Origin of the sequence: Devosia sp. (assembly GCF_017307495.1) — a bacterium.
GTDB lineage: Bacteria > Pseudomonadota > Alphaproteobacteria > Rhizobiales > Devosiaceae > Devosia_A.
Genome location: NZ_JAFKHE010000013.1, coordinates 126,377 through 142,144, shown reverse-complemented (window position 1 = coordinate 142,144; position 15,768 = coordinate 126,377). Strand labels below are relative to the sequence as shown.

15 protein-coding genes are annotated in these 15,768 nt (G+C 66.4%); 2 read left to right on the top strand and 13 right to left on the bottom strand.

The features are described from left to right. Nucleotides 1–27 precede the first annotated feature (27 nt). The 13 genes from upp to J0I99_RS03970 all read right to left on the bottom strand — a co-directional run bounded on the left by upp (nt 28) and on the right by J0I99_RS03970 (nt 13,373). Nucleotides 28–657 (bottom strand): uracil phosphoribosyltransferase, encoded by a 630-nt coding sequence (gene upp / locus J0I99_RS04030; RefSeq protein ID WP_291390733.1) that lies wholly within the window; start codon nt 655–657, stop codon nt 28–30. A 14-nt stretch (nt 658–671) separates the two neighbouring features. Then, on the bottom strand, nt 672–1,850 hold the full coding sequence (locus J0I99_RS04025) for a phosphopentomutase (RefSeq protein ID WP_291396008.1): 1,179 nt from the start codon (nt 1,848–1,850) through the stop codon (nt 672–674). Nucleotide 1,851: 1 nt separating this feature from the next. Further along, complete coding sequence (gene deoA / locus J0I99_RS04020) at nt 1,852–3,165, bottom strand: thymidine phosphorylase (protein ID WP_291396006.1); 1,314 nt, start codon at nt 3,163–3,165, stop codon at nt 1,852–1,854. A gap of 4 nt (nt 3,166–3,169) precedes the next feature. After that, complete coding sequence (locus J0I99_RS04015; RefSeq protein WP_291396005.1) at nt 3,170–5,554, bottom strand: aldehyde dehydrogenase family protein; 2,385 nt, start codon at nt 5,552–5,554, stop codon at nt 3,170–3,172. Nucleotides 5,555–5,717: 163 nt separating this feature from the next. Beyond that, entirely contained in the window at nt 5,718–6,737 is a 1,020-nt protein-coding gene (deoC, locus tag J0I99_RS04010) for a deoxyribose-phosphate aldolase (protein WP_291396003.1), read from the bottom strand. A gap of 57 nt (nt 6,738–6,794) precedes the next feature. Beyond that, nucleotides 6,795–7,202 carry a cytidine deaminase gene (locus J0I99_RS04005; protein ID WP_291396001.1) on the bottom strand — a complete coding sequence of 136 codons (408 nt, stop codon included), beginning with the start codon at nt 7,200–7,202 and terminating at the stop codon, nt 6,795–6,797. Between the two features lie 138 nt (nt 7,203–7,340). Beyond that, nucleotides 7,341–8,306 (bottom strand): ABC transporter permease, encoded by a 966-nt coding sequence (locus J0I99_RS04000; protein ID WP_291395999.1) that lies wholly within the window; start codon nt 8,304–8,306, stop codon nt 7,341–7,343. A gap of 1 nt (nt 8,307) precedes the next feature. Continuing rightward, nucleotides 8,308–9,444, bottom strand: a complete 1,137-nt coding sequence (locus J0I99_RS03995) for an ABC transporter permease (protein ID WP_291394069.1) — start codon at nt 9,442–9,444, stop codon at nt 8,308–8,310. Further along, nucleotides 9,441–11,036: an ABC transporter ATP-binding protein gene (locus tag J0I99_RS03990; protein ID WP_291396230.1), complete on the bottom strand. Its 1,596-nt coding sequence runs from the start codon at nt 11,034–11,036 to the stop codon at nt 9,441–9,443. Before J0I99_RS03990 ends, J0I99_RS03995 begins: the two co-directional genes overlap by 4 nt. 26 nt (nt 11,037–11,062) lie before the next feature. Further along, nucleotides 11,063–12,058, bottom strand: coding sequence for a BMP family ABC transporter substrate-binding protein (locus J0I99_RS03985; protein ID WP_291394070.1), 996 nt, complete (start codon nt 12,056–12,058; stop codon nt 11,063–11,065). Nucleotides 12,059–12,207: 149 nt separating this feature from the next. Continuing rightward, on the bottom strand, nt 12,208–12,543 hold the full coding sequence (locus tag J0I99_RS03980) for a HigA family addiction module antitoxin (protein WP_291394071.1): 336 nt from the start codon (nt 12,541–12,543) through the stop codon (nt 12,208–12,210). Nucleotides 12,544–12,556: 13 nt separating this feature from the next. After that, on the bottom strand, nt 12,557–12,838 hold the full coding sequence (locus J0I99_RS03975) for a type II toxin-antitoxin system RelE/ParE family toxin (RefSeq protein ID WP_291394072.1): 282 nt from the start codon (nt 12,836–12,838) through the stop codon (nt 12,557–12,559). Between the two features lie 76 nt (nt 12,839–12,914). Continuing rightward, nucleotides 12,915–13,373, bottom strand: coding sequence for an SRPBCC domain-containing protein (locus J0I99_RS03970; RefSeq protein ID WP_291394073.1), 459 nt, complete (start codon nt 13,371–13,373; stop codon nt 12,915–12,917). A 233-nt stretch (nt 13,374–13,606) separates the two neighbouring features. On the opposite strand from J0I99_RS03970, the gene J0I99_RS03965 reads away from it, so the two are divergent. Continuing rightward, entirely contained in the window at nt 13,607–14,791 is a 1,185-nt protein-coding gene (locus J0I99_RS03965) for a cell surface protein (protein ID WP_291395997.1), read from the top strand. A gap of 31 nt (nt 14,792–14,822) precedes the next feature. Further along, a complete protein-coding gene (locus J0I99_RS03960; RefSeq protein WP_291395996.1) occupies nt 14,823–15,764 on the top strand; it encodes a DUF6384 family protein in 942 nt (313 codons plus the stop codon). The last annotated feature ends 4 nt before the right edge of the window (nt 15,765–15,768 follow it).

Below are 15,768 nucleotides of genomic sequence, written 5' to 3'. Positions count from 1 at the left end.
TATTCGCTCGTCGCAGAGGACTATTCGCTACTTCGTGCCGTACATGCGGTCGCCGGCGTCGCCAAGGCCTGGAATTATATAGCCTTTTTCGTTGAGATGGCTGTCGATGGCGGCGGTGAAGATCGGCACGTTCGGATGGGCGGCCGAGAACTTCTCGATCCCCTCCGGCGCAGCGAGCAGGCACAGGAAGCGGATATTGTTGGCGCCGCGCTCGATGAGCTTATCCACTGCCGCAATTGAGGAATTCGCCGTCGCCAGCATCGGATCGACGACGATGATCAGCCGGTTGTCGAGCTCGGACGGGGCCTTGAAGTAGTACTCGACCGGCTGCAGCGTCTCGTGGTCGCGGTAGATGCCGATATGGGCGACGCGGGCGGCCGGCACGAGGTCCAGCATGCCGTCGAGCAGGCCGTTGCCGGCACGCAGGATCGAGGCGAAGACCAGCTTCTTGCCCTTGATGGTCGGGGCGTCCATGGTGGTCATCGGCGTCTCGATGGGGATCATCTCGAGCTCGAGGTCGCGCGTCACCTCGTAGCACATCAGATGAGCTATCTCCCTGAGCAGCCTGCGGAATCCGGCGATCGAAGTGTCCTTGTCGCGCATGATCGTCAGCTTGTGCTGGATCAGCGGATGGTCGATGACGGTGACGCCGCGCATGCAGGCCCCTTGGGCTAGAGGAAGGATTTCCCGTGTGGGCCGGGCGGAAGGCCGAGCCAGTGGGCGATACTCTCCCCTATATCCGCAAAGGTCGGCCGGATGCCAATGGTTCCGGGGCTCAGGGCTGGGGAAAAGGCCAGGATCGGCGTCTGTTCCCGGGTGTGGTCGGTGCCGCGCCAGGTCGGGTCGTTGCCATGGTCCGAGGTGAACACGACGAGGTCGTCCGGCCGCAGCGCGGCAATCAGCTCTGGCACGCGAGTATCGAAGGCCTCCAATGCCTTGGCATAGCCCGGCACGTCCCGGCGATGGCCGTAGTCCTGGTCGAAGTCGACGAAGTTGACCATGATGAAAGCACCATCGGCGGCCATTTCCATGGCTTCGAGGGTGCGGTCGAACAGGGCCATGTTGCCGGTGGCCTTGATCTTGTGGGTGACGCCGTGGCCGGCATAGATGTCCGAGATCTTGCCGAGGGCATAGACCTGCCGCCCGGCGGCCTTGGCGCGGTCGAGCAGCGTCGGTTCGGGTGGGGCGATGGCGAAGTCGCGGCGATTGCCTGTGCGCTTGAAATCATTGGCATTTTCGCCAACGAACGGGCGCGCGATGACACGGCCGATGCGCAGCGGCGCGGTGAGTTCGAAGGCGGTCTCGCACAGCTTGTCGAGCCGGTCGAGGCCGAAATGGGTCTCGTGCGCCGCGATCTGGAAGACGCTGTCGGCGGAGGTGTAGCAGATCGGCTTCCCGGTGCGGATCGACTCTTCGCCGAGCTCGGCGATGATGGTGGTGCCGGAGGCGTGCCGGTCGCCGAGGATGCCGGGAATGCCTGATCTTTCAATCAGTTGCGCGATGAGATCGGGCGGAAAGGTCGGCTCGGTGAGGGGGAAATAGCCCCACTCGAACGGCACCGGGACGCCGGCGATCTCCCAGTGGCCGGACGGGGTGTCCTTGCCCTTGCTCACCTCGCGGCCGACACCGTAGCGGCCGCCCTTCGGCTGGTCGGTGAGACCGCGAGGGACGTTGCCGGTGGCCAGCCTGGCCGCCGCACCGAGGCCGAGCGCATCCAGATTCGGCAATGAAATCTGATAGTTGGCGGCGATGTGGCCGAGCGTATCGGAGCCCGCGTCGCCGTAGTCGGCGGCATCGGGAGCCGCGCCGATGCCGAAGCTGTCGAGGATGCAGAGGATGACGCGGGGCATCTCAGGGGGCTCCGATGCGGTCGGCGATCAGCGGATGTGAGGGGACGGGACCGTCGGAGATGGTGTAGGCGGAAACAAGGCGCGCCATCCCCAGTTCTGCCTCGGGATTGCCACGCGCATGAATACGTCCCAACGGAGTATGAACGTCGACCTTCTGGCCAAGACCGGCCAGTTGATCGAATCCGACGCTGTGATCGATGCTGTCAGTGGGCAAGCGCCGGCCGCCGCCCAGCGTGACGACGGCCATGCCGACCTCGCGCGTGTCGATGGCAGTGACGACGCCGGCGGCGGGCGCGAGGATATCACGCACGATCGGCGCCGGGGACAGGTGGGCGTCCATGCGCGCGACGAAATCGGCGGGGCCGCCGAGCAGCGCGACCATCTTCGAGAAGCGCTCGGTCGCCCTGCCGCTGTCGAGGGCGCGCTCCACGGCGGCACGGGCATCGCCGACAAACCCGGCGAGCTCGAGCGCGGCGGCGCACAGGGACAGGGTGACCTCGCGCAGGCGCGGATCCTGGTGCCTGCCGGTGAGGAAATCGACGGCGTTGCGGATTTCGAGCGCGTTGCCGGCGGCGCTGGCCAGCGGCTCGTTCATGTCGGTGATGAGCGCTGCGGTCCTGAGGCCGGCGCCATTGGCGACCGAAACGAGGCTCTCGGCCAGGGCGCGGGACTTTTCCAGCGTCGGCATGAAGGCGCCCGAGCCGGTCTTGACGTCGAGGATCAGGGCGCCGAGCCCGGCGGCGAGCTTCTTGGACAGGATCGAGGCGGTGATCAGCGGGATCGACTCGACGGTGCCGGTGACATCGCGGATGGCGTAGAGCACCTTGTCGGCGGGAGCGAGGTCGGCGGTCTGGCCGATGATGGCGCAACCGGCCTCCTCGACCACCTTGCGGAACAGGGCATTGTCGGGGCTGGTGGTGTAGCCCGGGATGGAGTCGAACTTGTCGAGCGTGCCGCCGGTGTGGCCGAGGCCACGGCCGGAGATCATCGGCACATAGACGCCGCAGGCGGCGAGGATGGGCGCGAGCATGAGCGAGACGTTGTCGCCCACGCCGCCGGTCGAGTGCTTGTCGACGACGGCGCCGTCGAGCCCGGACCAATCGAGCACGGTGCCCGAGTCACGCATCGCCACGGTGAGGGCGACGCGCTCCGACGTGGTCATGTCGCGGAAGAACACCGCCATGGCGAAGGCGGCCGCCTGGGCGTGCGAGACCGAACCGTCGGTGAGGCCGGCAATAAAGGCGGATATCTCACCCGGGGCGAGGGCGCGCCCGTCGCGTTTCCGGATGATGGTTTCCTGCGGGAGGAAGGACATCGCCTCACGCGCCATAGGGGATCCAGACGTTCTTCACCTGGGTGGCGCGGCGGAGGAAGTAGTCGCCCTCGAACTTGAGCTTGTCGGCAAGGTCGTAGTAGAGGCCGCGGCTGGTCCAGGTCTGCTTGACGTTACCGGCCGAGGCGGCCTCGACCATCTTCGAGGTCTCGGCGTCGCCGGCGAACCAGATGGCGTCGATGCCGTCGTGCTCGGCGAGGGTCTTGGCCAGCACCCTGCTCTCGCCGGTGACGATGTTGAGGACGCCCGATGGGACGTCCGAGGTTTCGAGCACCTGGTAGAAGTCGGTCATCGAGAGCGGCGACTTTTCCGAGGGGACCAGCACCACCGTGTTGCCCATGGCGAGGGCCGGGGCGACGAGCGCGATGGAGCCGAGCAGCGGGCGGCTCGGCGGAGCGAGAATGGCCATGGCGCCGAGGGCTTCGACCATGGCGGTCGCGACCATGCGCTGCGGCGGGTTATGCACGGCGCCATCGTACTTGTCGGCCCAGCCGGCAAAGGCGAACAGCCGCTCCACCGAAGCCGCGACTTCCGCCGCGCCGTCCTCGCCGGTCTGCGCCTTGATGCGGGCGGCGAACTCTTCGGCGCGGTATTCGAGGTTTTCGGCGAGGAAGTAGAGGATCTGGGCGCGGTTATGGGCCGAGGTCGTGGCCCAGCCGAGGGCGGCGCGGGCGGCCTCGACGGCGTTGCGGATATCCTTGCGGTTGCCGTCGCCGACTTCACCGACGAGGGTGCCATTGGGTGCGTAGACGGGGCGCGAGTAGCCGGAATCCGGGCGGGCCTGCTTGCCGCCGATATACATCTTGGCGGTCTGGTCGACACCCGGCGGGGTGCTGTCTTCAAGCGGGTTGCGCGGCTTGCTGGATGCTGTCGCGGCTGCAGTGGCCTTGAAGGGTTTCAGCTCCTTCTCCCACTTCGGCTTCAAGTAGGACGCCATGCCTTCCTTGCCGCCTTCGCGGCCGAAGCCCGATTCCTTGTAGCCGCCGAAGCCGACAGCGGCATCGAAGTTGTTGGTGGAGTTGATCCACACCACGCCGGCCTTGAGCTTGGGCGCGATGTCGAGGGCGAGGTTGACGTTCTCGGTCCAGATGGTGGCGGCGAGGCCGTAGCGAGTGTTGTTGGCGAGCGCCACCGCCTCTTCGGGCGTCCGGAAGCTCATTTCGACCAGCACCGGCCCGAAGATTTCCTCGGACGCCACGGTGTTGGCGGGCGACACGTGGCTGATCAGCGTGGGCTTGAGGAAGCAGCCGCCGCCGGGGATGTCGATATCGGGCTCGTAGAGCTGGCCACCCTCGGCGACGCCCTTCTTGACGAGGTCGGTGACGCGCGCCACCTGCACCGGCGCGACCAGCGCACCGATGTCGACGGCCTTGTCGAGCGGATCGCCGACGCGCAGGGTCGACATGCGCTTCTTCAGCTTTTCGAGGAAACGGTCCTCGATGGATTCCTGGACGAGGAGGCGCGAGCCGGCGCAGCAGACCTGGCCCTGGTTGAACCAGATGGCATCGACCAGCCCCTCGATGGCGCTGTCGATGTCGGCATCGTCGAAGACGATGTAGGGCGACTTGCCGCCGAGCTCGAGCGACAGGCCCTTGCCGGTGCCGGCGGTGGCCTTGCGGATGATCTTGCCGACCTCGGTCGAGCCGGTGAAGGCGATCTTGTCGATGTCGGGGTGGCCGGTGATGGCGGCGCCGGTGTCGCCCTCGCCGGTGACGATGTTGACGACGCCCTTGGGCAGGTGCGCCTTTTCGCAGATCTCGGCGAAGAGCAGCGCGGTCAGCGAGGTGAATTCGGCCGGCTTCAGTACCACGGTGTTGCCGGCTGCGAGCGCCGGCGCGATCTTCCAGGCCAGCATCAGCAGCGGGAAGTTCCACGGGATGATCTGGCCGCAGACGCCATAGGGCACGTGGTCGGGGAACTCGCGCTCGAGGTGCTGGGCCCAGCCGGCGTGGTGGTAGAAATGGCGCGCCACCAGCGGGATATCGACGTCGCGGCTCTCGCGGATCGGCTTGCCGTTGTCCATGGTCTCGAGCACGGCGAACAGGCGGGAGTGCTTCTGGATGAGGCGAGCGATGGCATAAAGGTACTTGCCGCGCTCGTAGCCCGAGAGCGCCGACCATTTCGGGAAGGCGGCGCGGGCGGCCTTCACCGCGGCATCGACATCCTCGGCCGTGCCGTCGGTGACGTCGGCGAGCTTCTTGCCGGTCGCGGGGTTTTCGGACGCGAAGGTCTTGCCCGGCTTGGTCCACTTGCCGTCGATGAAATGGCCGAAGCGGTTCTCGTGCGCGGCCAGCCAGGCGAGGGCGAGGTCCGGGCTCTCGGGTGCCGGGCCGTAGTCGAGGGAGGTGAAGATTTCGGCGATTTTGTTCATGGGTTCCTCCTTCGATGGATCGGGGCTCAGCCCCTCACCCGTCCCGGCTTCGCCGGTCCACCCCCGACGGGGAGAGGAATACCCGACTGCGGCAGTCGGCGCTCTGTTCTTCTCCCCGTCGGGGAGAAGGTGGCGCGTAGCGCCGGATGAGGGGTGGCAGCCGCTAGACCATCGGCATCCGATAATCCGCCGCGTAGTGCCCGGTGAGCGTGTGCTCGAGCTGGCGTTCGATGTCGGTGAGCAGGCTCGAGGCGCCGAACCTGAACAGGTGGGGCTGCAGCCAGTGCACGCCGAGTTCTTCCTTCATCAGCGCCATGTAGTCGAGCGCCACCTTGGCCGTCGAAATGCCGCCGGCCGGCTTGTAGCCGATCTCGATGCCGGTTTCCTCGTGGAACCAGCGGATCATGCGCACCATCGACAGCGAGGTCTGGAGGTTGGCGTTGACCTTTTCCTTGCCGGTCGAGGTCTTGATGAAATCGGCGCCGGCCAGCATGCAGACCAGCGAAGCCTTGGCGACATTGGTCTGGGTGGCAAGTTCGCCGGTGCCGAGGATGGTCTTGATGTGGGCGTCGCCGCAGGCCTTCCGCATGGCCTTCACTTCGTCGTAGAGCGCCTGCCAGTCGCCGCGCAGCACCATGCCGCGCTCGATGACGATATCGATCTCGTTGGCGCCGTCGGCGACCGAGGCCTCGATCTCGGCGAGGCGGGTCGAGAGCGGAGCGAGGCCGTGCGGGAAGGCGGTGGAGACCGCCGCGACGTTGATGCCGGTGCCCTTGAGGGCGTCCACCGCGGTCTTGACGAAGCTGTGGTAGACGCAGACGGCGGCCGGCTTGATGTCGAGCCCGGTGGCGCCGAGGCCTTCGAGGATATCCTGGCGGACTGGGTGGCGAGCCTTGGCGCAGAGGCGCTCGACGCGGCCGGGCGTGTCGTCGGAATTGAGCGTCGTCAGGTCCATCAGCGTGATGGCCTTCAGGAGCCAGGCGGCCTGCCAGTCCTTCTTCACGGTGCGGCGGGCGGGGAGCGTCGCGGCGCGACGCTCGAGCGCCGAGCGGTTCATGCGCACGCGCTCGACCCAGTCGAGATCGAGCGGATAGCCGGGATTGCGCCGGTGCGAGGCAGCGGCCTCGACCGACTTTGCTTTGGCGGGCTTTGCGGCAGCGGGGTCGACGACGCGAAGTTCCATGGATGGCCTCCAGACCGCTCGGGTTAACCCCTTAGTGCGGCCGTTTCCTGACGGGTATTATCGACCCAAAAATTCCGGGCCGAAAGAGTGCGGCAGGAGTTGCGCGATGGTCTGCTCGAGCGGGGTGCCGTCGATGCCGTGCGAGACGACGACGACGTCCTGGTCGGCGAACTCGCGGATGCGCTGGCGGCAGCCGCCGCAGGGCGTGACCGGCGTCGAACCCGGGCCGGTGGTGTAGACGCGCCTGATGCGGCGCGCGCCACCGGCCAGCATGGCGGCGATGGCCGACGGCTCGGCGCAGTTGCCGACCGGATAGGCAGCGTTCTCGACGTTGCAGCCGACATAGATCTTGCCGTCATCGGCAAGGATGGCGGTGCCGACGTGGAAGTTCGAATAGGGCGCATAGGCCCTGGCGCGCACCGCTTCGGCGGCGGCAAGGAGTTCGGGGTCGCGGGGATGCGGCATGGTGCTAGGTCTCGCTCGGTTTGCTCCCCTCCCCCATGAGGGGAGGGGTGGGGGGTGGGGGTCCATCGGTGATCACCGGACCACCCCCTCCCTCGATCCCTCCCCACAGGGGGGAGGGAGGCGCGAACATCGTGCCCATCAGCGCTCCTTGGTGTACGGCACGCCGCCGGCCTTGGGGCCGACGGCCTTGCCGATGAAGCCGGCGAGCAGCACGACGGTGAGCACATAGGGCAGCGCCTGGATGGCCTGCACGGGGACTTCGAAGCCGCCGATCCTGGCGCTCTGCAGGCGGATCTGCAGGGCGTCGAGGAAGCCGAAGAGCAGGCAGGTGAACATGGCGGGCACCGGCTTCCACTTGGCGAAGATCAGCGCCGCGAGGGCGATGAAGCCCTTGCCGGCGGTCATGTTGTTGCCGAAGCCCGAGCCCTGCGCGATCGAGAAGAAGGCGCCGGCAAAGCCGCAGAGGAGGCCCGTGATCAGCACGGCCTGGTAGCGCAGCTTGATCACCGAGATGCCGGCGGTATCGACCGCCTTGGGGTTTTCGCCGACGGCGCGCAGGCGCAGGCCGAAGCGGGTGCGGAAGAGCACGAACCAGGTGATCGGCACGGCGAGGAAGGCGACGTAGACGAGCAGGTTATGGCCCGAGATCAGGTCGTGGTAGATTTGCCCGAGCACCGGGATGCCGCGCAGTTCTTCGGCGAACGGCAGCGTGATGTCGGTGAAGCGCTCGCCGGCCTGGAGTTGCGGGGTGCGGCCGCCCTGGGCGAACCACTGGATGCCGAGGAAGGTGGTCAGGCCGGCGGCCAGCATGTTGATGGCCGTGCCCGCGATCAGCTGGTTGCCCTTGAGCGAGATCGCCGCGGCGCCCTGCAGGGCGGCAGTGGCGATGGAAACGAGCAGGCCGGCGGCGAGCCCGATCCACACCGAATGGAACACCGAGGCGGCAGCGGCGGCCGCGAACGCCGCCATAAGCATCTTGCCTTCCAGCCCGATGTCGAACACGCCGGAGCGTTCCGAGTACATGCCGGCAAGGCACGCGAGCAGGAGCGGGGTCGACAGGCGCAACGTCGCGTCGAGGGTGGAGAGGATGAGGGCGAGATCCATCTCAGCTCTCCGATTTCACTTGGCTGGCCGCGATGGCGTTCGCCTTCTGGCCGGGCGACAGCGTCGTGAAGATGCGCTGCAGGCCCGGGCGGAACAGGCCCTCCATGGCGCCGGTGAACAGGATCACCAGGGCCTGGATGACGACGACCATTTCCTTGCTCAGCCCCGGGATGACGTATTGCAGCTCGTTGCCGCCCTGGTAGAGGGCGCCGAACAGCAGGGCCGCGAGCAGTATGCCGATCGGATGGTTGCGTCCCATCAGCGCCACGGCGATGCCGACGAAGCCGGCGTCGGAGACGTAGTCGAGGACGAGGCGGTACTGCACGCCAACGATCTGGTTGACCGCCACCATGCCGGCGAGCGCGCCCGACAGGGTCATGACGATCATGATGGTGCGCGAGTTGGAGATGCCGGCATAGGTCGAGGCATTCGGGTTGTGGCCGAGGGCACGCATCTGGAAGCCGAAGCGGGTGTGCCAGATCAGGATGTAGACGCCGACGAGGCAGGCGAGCGCCAGGAGCAGGGTGAAGTTTACGTCGGTGTTCTTGAACCACGGGATGAAGGCGCCGAGCTTGGGCATGCGGCCCTCGGCGACGATCATCGCCGATTCCGGCGCGAGGATGCCCGGCGGCTTCAGGACGTTGACCACCATGTAGACCATGATCGCCGAGGCGATGAAGTTGAACATGATGGTGGTGATGACCACGTGCGAACCGCGCTTGGCCTGCAGCCAGCCCGGGACGAAGGCCCAGAAGCCGCCGACGGCGCCGCCGGCGATGATGGCAAGCGGGAAGGTGATCCACCAGGGCAGGAACTGCAGCGGCAGCACCACCAGGATGACGCCGAGGCCGGCGATATAGGCCTGGCCGTTGCCGCCGATGTTGAACAGACCGGCATGCGCGGCGAGCGCCACGGCGAGGCCGGTGAAGATGAAGTTGGTGGAATAATAGAGCGTGTAGCCGATGTTGTAGCCGTTGCCGAAGGCACCGGTGACGATGGCGTTGAGCGCGGCCAGCGGGTCATGCCCGATGGCGAGCACGACGAGGCCGGAGACGACGAAGGCCAGCACCAGGTTGGCCAGCGGCAGCAGGACCACGTCGGCCCAGGTCGGGAGCGGCTTGAGGATGGCGCTGCTCATGTAGCGGTTCCTTCAGCTGCCGGAGCGTCGGCCTTGCCGCTGACGCCGGCCATCATCAGGCCCAGTTCGCGCTCGGTTGCCGTGGCCGGATCGGCTTCGCCGACGATGTGGCCGTCGAACATCACGAGGATGCGGTCGGCGAGCGAGCGGATCTCGTCGAGCTCGACCGAAACGAGCAGGATCGCCTTGCCGGCGTCGCGCATCTTGATGATCTGGTTGTGGATGAACTCGATGGCTCCGATATCGACGCCGCGGGTCGGCTGGCCGACGATCAGCACGTCGGGATTGGACGACATCTCGCGCGCCAGCACGATCTTCTGCTGGTTGCCGCCGGAGAAGTTGGCGGTCTTCAGGCGCTCGTTGTCGGGCCGGATGTCGAACTGCTGGATGCGCTCGCGGGCCCTGGCCCGGGCAGCCGGGATGTCGAGCAGGACGCCCTTGCCGTAGGCCCGGTCGTCCTCATAGCCGAGCATGGCGTTTTCCCATTCCTCGAAGGCGACCACGAGGCCCATGCGCTGGCGATCCTCGGGCACGTGGGCGAGGCCGGCCTTGCGCGCACGGTGGGCGCCGTCGTCGCCCTCGAGCGACAGCGGCGTGCCCTTGAGGCGGACGGTACCGCTCTGCTGGTCGCGCATGCCGGAGACGGATTCGAGCAGTTCCGACTGCCCGTTGCCGGCAACGCCGGCGATGCCGACGATCTCGCCGGCCCGCACCGTGAAGCTCACGTCCTTGACGCGGGTGACGCCGAGATCGTCCTTGACCACGAGGTTCTCCACCGCAAGGAAGGTCTCGCCCGGCCGGGCCGGGGTCTTGTCGACGCGCAGCAGGACGCGCCGGCCGACCATGAGTTCGGCGAGCTCTTCGGGATTGGTCTCGGAGGTCTTGAGCGTATCCACCATCGCGCCCTGGCGCATGACCGACACATAGTCGGTGATGGCCATGATCTCGCGCAGCTTGTGGGTGATCAGGATGATGGTCTTGCCCTGCTCGCGCAGCGTCTCGAGCACGCGGAACAGGTCATCGGCCTCGGCCGGAGTCAGCACGCCCGTCGGCTCGTCGAGGATGAGCACGTCGGCGCCGCGATACAGGGCCTTGAGGATTTCCACGCGCTGCTGGGTGCCGACCGAGACATCCTCGATGATCGCATCGGGATCGACGTCGAGCCGGTATTCCTTGGCGAGGCGGGTGAGTTCGCCGCGGGCCCGCGCGAGGCTGGGGCCGAGCATGGCGCTGTCCTCGGCGCCGAGCACGACGTTCTCGAGGATGGAGAAATTGTCGACCAGCATGAAGTGCTGGTGGACCATGCCGATGCCGAGGGCGAGGGCATGGCGGGAATCGGTGATGGCGTGCGGCGTGCCGTTGACACGGATCTCGCCCGAGTCGGCGGTGTAGAAGCCATAGAGGATCGACATCAGCGTCGACTTGCCGGCGCCGTTTTCGCCGACGATGCCATGCACCGTGCCGCGCCGGATCTTGAGGTCGATGTCGCGGTTGGCATGCACCGCGCCGAAACGCTTGTTGATCCCGATCAGTTCGATGGCCAAATCGGTTGCAGCGGCCCCGGAGGGCCGCTGCGCATTGGGATCACCCATGGGGGTGTCGGTGGTCACTGTCTGACTCAGGCCGGGCAGGTGTTGTCGGTGGTGTAGTCGTGCACCTTGATCTCGCCGGACTGGATCTTGGCCGAGAAGTCGTCGACCTTGGCCTTGATGTCGTCAGTGATCAGCGCCTTGTTGTTGTCGTCGAGGGCATAGCCGACGCCGTTTTCCTTCAGGCCGAGCACGGTGAGGCCGGCCTTGAAGTTGGAGTCGGTCAGCGAGTTCTCAACGGCGACGTCGACGCGCTTCATCATCGAGGTCAGCACCGAACCGGGGTGCAGGTAGTTCTGGTTGGAGTCGACGCCGATGCCGAACTTGCCGGCGTCGGCGGCGGCCTGCAGCACGCCCAGGCCCGAGCCGCCGGCGGCGGCGAAGACCACGTCGGCGCCAGCGTCGAACTGCGCCTTGGTCAGCTCACCGGCGGTGACCGGGTCGTTCCAGGCGGCCGGGGTGGTGCCGGTGTAGTTCTCGATGATCTTGACGTTCGGGTTGGCGGCCTTGGCGCCCTGGGCGTAGCCGCAGTAGAACTTGTGGATGATCGGCACGTCCATGCCGCCCACGAAGCCGACGGTGCCGGTAGCCGACTTGAGCGCCGCGATCACGCCGACGAGGTACGAGCCGGTGTGCTCGTCGAAGATGATCGACTGCACGTTCGGCGCATCGACGACGGCGTCGATGACCACGAAGTGGGTGTCCGGGAACTCGGCGGCGACGGTGGTGAGCGCCGTGCCCCACGAGAAGCCGGCCATCACGATCGGGTTGGCGCCCTGCGAAGCGAAGCGGCGGAGCGCCTGCTCGCGCTGCGCGTCGTTCTGCAGCTCGAGGTCGATGTAGTTGCCGCCGGTGGCCTTCTTCCAGGCCTCGGCGCCGTTGTAGGCCGCCTCGTTGAAGGACTTATCGAACTTGCCGCCGAGGTCGTAGATGATGGCGGGATCGGCGAGGGCAGCACCGGCGACAAGCACGGTGGCCGCGACGCCGGCAGCGAGAGCACCGAGGTGCTTTGCAAAGAAGTTCATGGATTGGTCTCCCTGTTCCGCACCGGCAACGGCAAATGCCGCCCTGACGTCCGGCGCGTTGGCGGGAATACAATCGCGCAAAACCGCATTCGGCAAGAGGGACGCATACAATTTTTGACCAAGTGGGCAAAAATCGTGCTGAGTAAGGTTTACGCGCGGGCGTGACGAGGCGGCGACGAAGCGTTGTCGTTGCTATGGCCGCGGACGGCAATCGCCGCCAAAGCCCCCTTCAGCATCTCCGTTTCGATCGCAAGATCGTAGTCGATCTGCAGATTGAGCCAGACGTTCGGCGTTGTGTCGAAATACCTGGCAAGGCGCAGGGCCGTGTCCGTGCTGATGCCCATCTGCTGCTTGACGATGCGCTCAATCCGGGTCCGGGGGACTCCGATGGCCCGGGCCAGGGCGCCTGCCGACAGCTCCAGCGGGACGAGGAACTCTTCGCGCAGTATCTCGCCGGGGTGAATTGGTGGATCGAACTTCACCATCGGTGTCTCCGTCTCAGTGGTAGTCGACAATTTCGACGTCCTCGGCCCCGCTTTCCGACCAACGGAAGCAGATGCGCCATTGATCGTTGATGCGGATGCTGTGCTGCCCCGCGCGATCCCCGACCAGAGCCTCGAGGCGATTGCCCGGCGGGCTTCGCAGGTCCTGCAAACTCGCCGCAGCATCGAGCCACTTCAGCTTGCGCCGGGCTGCTGCGGCAAGGTCCGCGGGGAAGCCCTTGGGCGTCTTTCCGGCGGCAATCGATTCGACCTTCCTGTCTCTGAACGATCGGATCATGAGCCGCCCTGGCGCAATCGCATCTATGAACGATACACGGTGAGTGTCAAGGCAGATGTATCGTCAAACGATACAATCAGGTGATCGGCGAGACCTCGACGCCCATGGCTTCGCCGAAGCGCTCGAAAAAGCCGTCGATCACCTTCTGGGCGGAGTTGCCGATGAGCGACTTGCCCAGCTTCATGATGCCGCCGTCGGCGCCGCCATTGGCGGTAAAGACCAGGCGGGTCTGGTGGCCCGCGTCGGAGAGGACAATGTCGGCGGCGGCCTCGGCCTTGCCGAGCAGGCCACCCCGGCCCCGGCCCACGAGGGTGTAGCGCTCGGCCGCAACCACGTCGCGCAGTTCGAGCTCGCCGGCGAAGACCGGCTGCATGAGGCCGAGATTGACCTGGATCTCCAATTCGAGCGTGGTCGCGCCGGTCCAGTCGATGCTGCGGCAGCCGGGGATGGTGGCCCGGAGGACCTGGGTGTCGTTGAGCGCCTGCCAGACCTGCGGGCGCGGCGCCGCGACCAGATAGCTGCCACCAAACTGCATGAGGTGTCCTCTCCGTTGCCCGATGCCGGGCATAGCTAGTGCGCGGGCGACGCGCGGGCAACCGCGGCGCGGATGCAACGGTGCCGGCAAAGTTCGAACCGGGCCCTTTTCGTGAGGCTTTTTAGCACCATATGCCGCAAAATAGGCGCCCCGGGCGCAAGCAAGCGTGGCGTCGAACCCCGGTAACGGGAATCATGCCACTCCAAGGTGACCAACAGAGGGAACAGCGTCCAATGGCCACTGAAGTGATGGATAAGCCCCTGCAGTATCTCGACCGGGCGATGGGGGCGATCAAGCAGCTCGGCATCTGGCCCGAGCAGGCCGGCGAGCAGCCGATCACGGGACTGCTCAACGAGATCACCGACCTCGACGAGAACAAGGTGATCCTGATCGGACGCACGCTGACCCAGGCCAGCGCCTTCAACGAGGTGGTGCGCAGCCAGGTGGCGGCGATGAACATCGGCGAGCGCTACAACGACATCACCAACGCCTTCAATTCCATTCGCGACGACGCCAAGGGGCTGGTGGACCAGCTCGACGACGGCAAGCTCGACCTGATGGAACGCGTCTCCAACGTGTGGATGAAGGTGAGCCGCGGCGACATCGCCACGCGCTTCGACAAGATCCGCAACACCTATCTCGACGTCAGCAAGGAGACCAAGAACCAGGTCGACCGCGAGCACACCATCCTCGAGGCCTATCGCGATTTCCGCGGCGCGCTGAAGCAGGCCGAGGTGATGGCGCTCGAACTGCTCGATGTCGCCACCAGGAAGCTCGACGAGAAGAAGGCGACGCTGACGGCAGCGTCCGACGCGCTCGCCGCGTTCAAGGACGGCACGCCGGCCGACCGCGCCAAGCTCGAGATGGACCGCGACGAGAAGCTGCGCGCGCTGCAGAACGAGGAGCGCCGCTACCAGATCGCCAAGGACCTGAGCGACAACCTGACGATCAGCTATTCCACATCGGAAGTGGTGATGGCGCGGCTGATGCAGACCACGCAGGCCAAGGAGCGCGTGTACCAGCAGGCGATCAGCTTCTTTTCCACCAACGAGACGGTGTTCACCGCGCTCTCGGCCTCGTTCACCGGCCTGTTCGGCCTGCACGAGTCGACCGAGACGCTGAACGCCATGAAGGAAGGCATGTCCAAGAGCCTCGAGACGCTGAGCGAGATCGGCGACCGGGTGGGCGAGGCGGCGATCAAGGCCGGCTACGGGCCGACGATCCGCGCCGACGCGGTCAAGAAGCTGGTCGACTCGGTGGTGACATTCCAGGAGAAGTCGCGCGTGATCATCAACGACATGCGCGAGCAGGCGACCCGGAACTCGGCGGAGATCCGGGACGCGGTGGAAGACGGCAAGCGCCGGCTGGCGCAACTGGCCGCCGAGGGCAACGCATTGCTGCTTGAGAACAAGGCTTGAGCCCCGAGGCGGAGCGCAGACTGACTCGAACATGAGCACGACGACGGCGACCGAGAAGGCCCCGCTCGACGAGGTAATGCTGGCGATGGACGTGGTCGACACGCTCCGTCACCGGCAGGACCTGGTCGAGCGCGAACTGGCCGGCGAGGCACGCGAGAAGCAGCTGATCGACAAGCTGCGCGAGATCTACCACCAGCAGGGCATCGAGGTGACCGATGACGTGCTGATGGCGGGCGTGAAGGCGCTCGACGAAAGCCGGTTCGTGTACACGCCGCCCAAGCCGAGCCTCGGGGTCAGCCTGGCGCGGCTCTATGTCAGCCGCAGGAAATGGGGCCCGGCGGCCATCGCCCTCGCGCTGGTGCTGGTGATCGGGCTGGGCGGCTACTTTCTCGCCTACAAGCCGTTCCAGGCGGCGCAGGCGGAAGGCGCGCGCATCGAACTCAGCGAGAAGCTGCCGGCGCAGATGGACGCGCTGTACCAGACGATCTTCGAGGAGACCAAGGTGCAGCAGGCGGCGAGCGAGGCCGCGACCCTGCGCGAGCGCGGCAAATCGGCCGCCGCGGAAGGCAACCGGGCGGGCGCCGAGCAGGCGATCGCCCAGCTGACGGCGCTGCGCGACACGCTGCGGCAGGAGTACCAGTTGCGGATCGTCAACCGGGCCGACCAGAAGACCGGCTTCTGGACCTTCCCCGAGGTCAACACGGCGGCAACCAACTACTACCTGGTGGTGGAGGCGATCGGCAGCGACGGCAAGCCGCTGACCCTGCCCATCGCCAACGAGGAAGAGAACGGCAAGGTGGAGAACGTCGCCATCTGGGGCGTGCGCGTGCCCGAGAGCACCTATCGGTCGGTGGAAGCCGACAAGAGGGACGACGGCATCCTGCAGCGCAACGTGCTCGGCCTCAAGGAATACGGCTTCCTCGACGTCGACTACGTGATGCCGGTGCTGGGCGGGGCGGTGACGCGATGGTGACGTC